Annotated in this window: 6 protein-coding genes; 2 read left to right on the forward strand and 4 right to left on the reverse strand. The window is 75.8% G+C overall.

Features of this window, described 5'->3' with window-relative positions; translation table 11 throughout:
- Window positions 1-48 precede the first annotated feature (48 nt).
- From ilvD to prfA, 4 genes are all read right to left on the reverse strand, one after another.
- Window positions 49-1,881, reverse strand: coding sequence for a dihydroxy-acid dehydratase (gene ilvD, locus AB0L40_RS25690; protein ID WP_364361307.1), 1,833 nt, complete (start codon window positions 1,879-1,881; stop codon window positions 49-51).
- A gap of 98 nt (window positions 1,882-1,979) precedes the next feature.
- Entirely contained in the window at window positions 1,980-2,633 is a 654-nt protein-coding gene (locus AB0L40_RS25695; protein ID WP_364361309.1) for a Sua5/YciO/YrdC/YwlC family protein, read from the reverse strand.
- Entirely contained in the window at window positions 2,630-3,598 is a 969-nt protein-coding gene (gene prmC / locus AB0L40_RS25700) for a peptide chain release factor N(5)-glutamine methyltransferase (RefSeq protein WP_364361311.1), read from the reverse strand. Before prmC ends, AB0L40_RS25695 begins: the two co-directional genes overlap by 4 nt.
- Window positions 3,595-4,647: a peptide chain release factor 1 gene (gene prfA, locus AB0L40_RS25705; RefSeq protein WP_364361313.1), complete on the reverse strand. Its 1,053-nt coding sequence runs from the start codon at window positions 4,645-4,647 to the stop codon at window positions 3,595-3,597. Before prfA ends, prmC begins: the two co-directional genes overlap by 4 nt.
- Before the next feature lie 100 nt (window positions 4,648-4,747).
- Here prfA and AB0L40_RS25710 point away from each other — a divergent pair, with 100 nt between their 5' ends.
- Window positions 4,748-5,803, forward strand: coding sequence for a hypothetical protein (locus AB0L40_RS25710; protein ID WP_364361315.1), 1,056 nt, complete (start codon window positions 4,748-4,750; stop codon window positions 5,801-5,803).
- Between the two features lie 202 nt (window positions 5,804-6,005).
- Window positions 6,006-6,170, forward strand: coding sequence for a hypothetical protein (locus AB0L40_RS25715; RefSeq protein ID WP_364361317.1), 165 nt, complete (start codon window positions 6,006-6,008; stop codon window positions 6,168-6,170).
- The last annotated feature ends 34 nt before the right edge of the window (window positions 6,171-6,204 follow it).

Below are 6,204 nucleotides of genomic sequence, written 5' to 3' on the forward strand. Positions count from 1 at the left end.
TCGCCGTCGCCCGCGGCGACCTCGACGTGCCCGAGATCGAGACCACGATCACCGCGCACCTCCGCTGACCCGGACCGCATCCATCGCGGCGTACGCGCGCAGGGCGGGCGAGACGACGCGGTCGCGGGCGGCGGGGACGTAGCCCGCGCCGGCCTCGAGGCGCTCGCGGCGCTCGGTCAGCTCGTCCTCGGGGACGTCGAGCGAGAGCCGGCGGTTGGGGATGTCGATCGTGATCGTGTCCCCGTCCTCGACCAGCGCGATCGCCCCGCCGGAGGCCGCCTCGGGCGAGACGTGGCCGATCGACAGGCCGGAGGTGCCGCCGGAGAAGCGCCCGTCGGTGATCAGCGCGCAGGCCTTGCCGAGGCCGCGGCCCTTGAGGTACGAGGTCGGGTAGAGCATCTCCTGCATGCCCGGACCGCCCCGGGGTCCCTCGTAGCGGATGACGACGACGTCGCCCTCCTTGATGCGGTCGCTGAGGATCGCGTCGACCGCGTCCTCCTGGGACTCGACGACGACGGCGGGGCCGGTGAACGTCAGGATCGACTCGTCGACGCCGGCGGTCTTGACCACGCTGCCGCGGACGGCGAGGTTGCCGGAGAGGATCGCCAGGCCGCCGTCCTTGGAGTGGGCGTGCTCGACGTCGTGGATGCAGCCCTCGGCCGCGTCGGTGTCGAGCGTCTCCCAGCGCTCGGACTGCGAGAACGCCGTCGCCGACCGCCGGCACCCGGGGGCGGCGTGGAAGACCTCGAGGGCCTCGTCGGTCGCCTTGCCGGAGCGGATGTCCCAGGCGTCCAGCCAGGCGGCGACCGTCGGCGAGTGCACGGTGTGGACGTCCTCGTCCAGGAGCCCGCCGCGGCGCAGCTCGCCGAGCAGCGCCGGGATCCCCCCGGCCCGGTGGACGTCCTCCATCAGGTACACGCCGTTGGGCGCGACCTTCGTCAGACAGGGGACGCGCCGCGAGACCGCGTCGATGTCGTCCATCGTGAAGTCCATCTCGGCCTCCTGGGCGGCGGCCAGGATGTGCAGGACGGTGTTCGTGGAGCCGCCCATCGCGACGTCGAGCGCCATCGCGTTCTCGAACGCCGCGCGCGTCGCGACGTTGCGCGGGAGGACGGACTCGTCGTCCTGCTCGTAGTAGCGGGCGGCGATCTCGACGACGCAGCGGCCGGCGGCCTCGTAGAGGTCCTTGCGGGCGGTGTGCGTCGCGAGGATCGAGCCGTTGCCCGGGAGCGCGAGGCCGAGCGCCTCGGTCAGGCAGTTCATCGAGTTGGCGGTGAACATCCCCGAGCAGGAGCCGCAGGTCGGGCAGGCGTTCTCCTCGATGATCGCGATGTCCTCGTCGGAGACCTCGTCCGCGACGGCGTCGGCGATCGCCGAGATGAGGTTCAGGCCCTTGCGGACGGTGCCGTCGACGAGGGTGGCGGTGCCGCCCTCCATCGGGCCGCCGGAGACGAAGACCGTCGGGATGTTCAGCCGCAGCGCGGCGTTCAGCATCCCCGGCGTGATCTTGTCGCAGTTGGAGATGCAGATCAGCGCGTCGGCGCAGTGCGCGTTGACCATGTACTCGACGCTGTCGGCGATCAGGTCGCGCGACGGCAGCGAGTAGAGCATCCCGCCGTGACCCATCGCGATGCCGTCGTCGACGGCGATCGTGTTGAACTCGCGCGGGATGCCGCCGGCGGCGGTGATCGCCTCGGAGACGATCGTCCCGACCGGCGCGAGGTGCGTGTGGCCGGGGACGAACTGGGTGTAGGAGTTGGCGACGGCGACGATCGGCTTCCGGCCGATGTCGGCGCCGGCGACGCCGGAGGCGCGCATGAGGGAGCGGGCTCCGGCCATGTTCCGGCCGTGGGTGACGGTCCGAGACCGATACGCGGGCATCTGCCCAGGGTACCGCCGCGCCTCCGGACCCGCGGTCGCAGCGGCCGTTCGGACGGCGGGGCAGTCCGCGCGTTGCCCGAGATCGCACGGACGGCGGGTCAGTCGGCGCGGTACCCGAGGCCGTCCAGCGCGGCGGCGATCGCGGCCGCGGGGACGGCGCCGACGCGGACGATCGCCCAGGTCGCCCGCGGGCCGTCGAGGCCGCGCAGGTCGACGAGCGTCGACGGGCGACCGGGCCGCGGGCCGCGGTCGAGGACCAGCGCGCAGCCGTCGCGGATCGTCGCCGGGACGTCGTCGACCGTGAGCGCGTCGGGCCCGCCGGCGAGGTTCGCGCTCGTCTGCAGGACCGGGGGCGCGTCGACCGGGGCGGGCAGCCGCGGGACGCGCAGGCCGAGCGTGCCGTCGGGGCCGCAGACCGCGGCGAAGGGGCCGTCGCCGGCGGGCACGAGCACGCCGACCGGTCCGGGCAGCAGGCGCCGCAGCGCCGTGAGCACCGTCTCCCCCGCGCCGGCGACCGCGGCGGCGGCCGCGTCGACCGACCACAGCATCAGCGCCGAGGGCTTCTGGGGGTCCCGGCTCTTCAGCGCCGCCATCCGCGCGACGGCGTCGGGACGATGCGGGTCCGCGGCGAGCCCGTAGACGCCCTCGGCCGGGAAGAGCACGACGCCACCGGCCGTCGTCGTGGCGGTCAGCGCGGCGACGTCCGCGGGCGCGAGCGGCGCGACGTCCGGCGGCGGGGCGTCGGCGCTCACCGGGCGCTCCCGGGCCGCCCGCCGTCGGGGCGGCCCGGGCCGGACGTCGGCCCCGGCGCCGCGGTCCGCCCGACGACGACCCGGCCGATGCCGGCGAGGTCGTCGCGGATCTCGGTGTACGCGAAGCCGGCGTCGCGGGCCAGCACCGCCGTCGCCTCCGCCTGGCCGGCGCCGATCTCCACACCGACGAGCTCCGCGCCCAGGGCGCGGGCCGCGGGCAGCAGGCGGCGCACGACGTCGAGGCCGTCCGGACCGCCGAAGAGCGCGAGGTGCGGGTCGTGGTCGCGGACCTCGGGCGGCAGCCCCTCGAGGTCGCCGTCCGGGATGTACGGCGGGTTGGACAGCACCGCGATCGGCCCGGGCAGCGCCGGCAGGCCGTCGACGAGGTCCAGGTGGTGGAAGACCACCCGCGAGCCGAGGGCGGCGGCGTTGGCGCGCGCGACGTCGAGGGCGTCCGCCGAGACGTCGGTGGCGTGGACGACGAGGTCGGGGCGCTCGTCGGCGAGCGCCAGGGCGATCGCGCCGCTGCCGGTGCCGACGTCGACGACCGTGCTCCCGTGCGGCAGCTCGAGGCCGAGCTCGACGAGCAGCTCGGTCTCCGGCCGCGGGATCAGCACGCGGCCGTCGACCCGCAGGTCGAGCATCCGGAAGCCGCGGACGCCGAGCAGGTGGGCGACGGACGCGCGGCGGACGGCGCGGCCCTCCTCGTGGGTGCGGATCCGGTCCGCCTGCCCGGCGGTGAGCGGCCGGTCGGGGGAGAGGAAGAGGCGGGCGCGGTCGGCCCCGATGGCGTCGGCGACCAGGAGCTCGGCGTCCAGCCGGGGGCCGTCGAGCCCGGCGGCGGCGAAGCGCGCGGTCAGGCGGCGCACGGCCGCGCCGACGGTGGCCGGGACCGCGTCGGGCGGACCCTGGGGCGGCACGCCGGCGGGCGGCGGCGCCGCGTCGGCGGCGCCCTCCCCCGTCACGCGCCGGAGGCGGCCAGGTGCTCGAGCAGCCGGCGCTTCTCGTCGGCCTGCAGGCCGTTGGTGAACTCCTCGAGCTCGCCCTCGAGGACCGCCTCCAGCGCGTACTTCGTCAGCTTGATGCGGTGGTCGGTGACCCGGCCCTCGCCGAAGTTGTAGGTGCGGATCTTCTCCGCCCGGTCGCCGGTGCCGACCTGCGCGGAGCGCGCGGCGGACTGCTCGGCCTGCTGCTCGGCGACCGCGTGCTCGTAGAGCCGGGCGCGCAGGACGCGGAGCGCCTTCTCGCGGTTCTGCAACTGCGACTTCTCGTCCTGCATCGAGACGACGACGCCGGAGGGCCGGTGCGTGATCCGCACCGCCGAGTCGGTGGTGTTGACCGACTGGCCGCCCGGGCCGGAGGAGCGGTACACGTCGATCTGCAGGTCGCTCTGCTCGATGTGGATGTCGACGTCCTCGGCCTCCGGCAGCACCGCCACGGTGCAGGTGGAGGTGTGGATCCGGCCCTGGGTCTCCGTCGCCGGGACGCGCTGGACGCGGTGGGTGCCGGCCTCCCACTTGAAGATCGAGAACGCGCCCTCGCCCTTGACGGCGAACGTGAACTTGCCGTCGGACACCGACAGCGACTCGGTCTTGAAGCCGCGGCGCTCGGCGTACTTGACGAGCATCCGGTGGACGTCGCCGGCGAACAGGCCGCCCTCCTCGCCGCCCGCGCCGCCCTGGATCTCGACGATGACGTCCTTGTCGTCGTTGGGGTCCGGGTCGACCATCGCGACGCGGATCTCCTCCTCGAGCTCCGTGATGCGGACCTTCGCGGCGTCGAGCATCTCGCGGATCTCGGGATCCTCGTCGTCGGCGAGCATCTCGCGCGCGCCGGCGGCGTCGTCGACGGCGTGGCGCCACTGGGCGGCGAGCGCGTTGGCGTTCGTCATCCGGCGGTACTCGCGCCCGACCTCGGCGTAGCGGTTGCGGTCGCCGATGACCGCCGGATCGACGATCTGCCCTTCCAGCTCGGCGAACCGGGCCTCGATCTGCTCAACCAGCGCTTCGATCACGACCACCGAGCTTAGGACGTCCCACGCTTTCCCGCGGTCCGTGGCGGCTCGCCGGCACGCGCCCGTGGACCGGCGTCGACGGGGAGGCGATACTCGGAGCGTGGCGTCGCTCCCCGCTCCCCCGTCCTCCACGGCCCCGGCGCCCCTCGCCGACGTCGCCTTCACGGTCGGGCGCGACGTCGTCGTGCAGCGGCTCACGGGCGCGCGCCGGAGGGTCGTCCTGCGCGTCGGCGGCGACGGGCCCGACGACCTGGCGCTGCGCCACGACGGTCGCCGGCTCGCCGTCGCCGACGAGCGGGGCGTCCGGGTCGTCGACCTCGCCCACCCCGCCCGCGCGGCGCGGCTGCCGCTCCCCCGGGGGACCTTCGCCGACGGCGTCGCCTGGTCGCCGGACGGCCGCGGCCTGACGATCGCCGACGCGGGCGTGTCCGGGCCGACCACGTGGGTGGACTGCCACGCCACGCGGCCCTACCGGTGCCACGTCCGCCGCAGCCGCGTCGTCGCCGGGCCGGTGCCCTCGCCGGACGGGCGCTCGACCGTGACGATCGAGGAGCGGGGTCCACGCCGCACCGGCGGCCACGCCGCCACCACCGTCACCGCGGAGCTGGTCCTCCACCGGGGCGGCCGGCGTCGCGTGCTCGACCGGGCGAGCACCGTCCGCACCGGCCGTACGACCGTCACCAGCGCGATCGGGCCGCCGCTGTGGACCGCGGGCGGCCTGTGGTGGGACGTCTCCAGCCAGCGCGTCGTCGACGAAGGCGGGGCGAGCAGCTCCGAGGACGCCCACCAGGAGCGGCGGCTGCGCGACGACGGCGCGGTCGAGTCGTTCGCCCCGCAGACCGCCGACGGGACGCCGGTCACGGCGCTCGGCGTCCTCCCCGACGGGACGGCCTGGGGCGAGGTCGACGCAGCGACGAACCGCCACGAGGTGGTGCTGATCCCCGCCGACGGCCCGGCGACCCGGACCGGCCTGCGGTACCGCATCCCCGACCAGCTCCTGCTCGGCCCGACCGCCGACGCCCGGTTCGCCGTCGTCGATCGGCGCATCGGCCCGCAGCAGGAGGTCGACGCCCTGCGCCTGGCCGGCGCCGGCGGACGGCTCGGCCGGGTGCTCCTGCGCTCCCGTGGCCCGCGGCCGGCGATCGACCTGCGCTGAGCGCGGGCCGCGTCCCCGGGGCCGCGACGGGCGCGGCGAAGGGGTCGACGTCGACATCGGGGACAGGGCCGCGGCCGGGGTGGGCGCCCGCGCTCCGTCGGAACCGGCGGCGTCGAGGCCCGCGGAGGTTCGGGGAGTTCCCCGTCGCGGGACCGGTCGATCGGGAGCACGCTCGGCGGACATCGATCCTCGAGGAGCCCCAGTGAGCACCACCGTCCCCGCCCCCGACACCGACATCCCCGGCGCGCACCGCCCCGGGAGCGCCGAGTACGAGCGCCTCCGCGCGCCGTGGGACCCGACCGCCGACCAGCGCCCCGCCGCCGTCGCCGAGCCCGCTCCTGCTCCAGCAGCCGGTTGCGACGCTTGAGCTCGCGCAACTCCTGGCTCTCCGCGACGGCCAC

Source organism: Patulibacter sp. NPDC049589, from assembly GCF_040675535.1.
GTDB lineage: Bacteria > Actinomycetota > Thermoleophilia > Solirubrobacterales > Solirubrobacteraceae > Patulibacter.

Coding starts and splice junctions, on each gene's coding strand:
- ilvD (WP_364361307.1), bottom strand. CDS start 1,881: ATGCCCGCGTATCGGTCTCGGACCGTCACCCACGGCCGGAACATGGCC.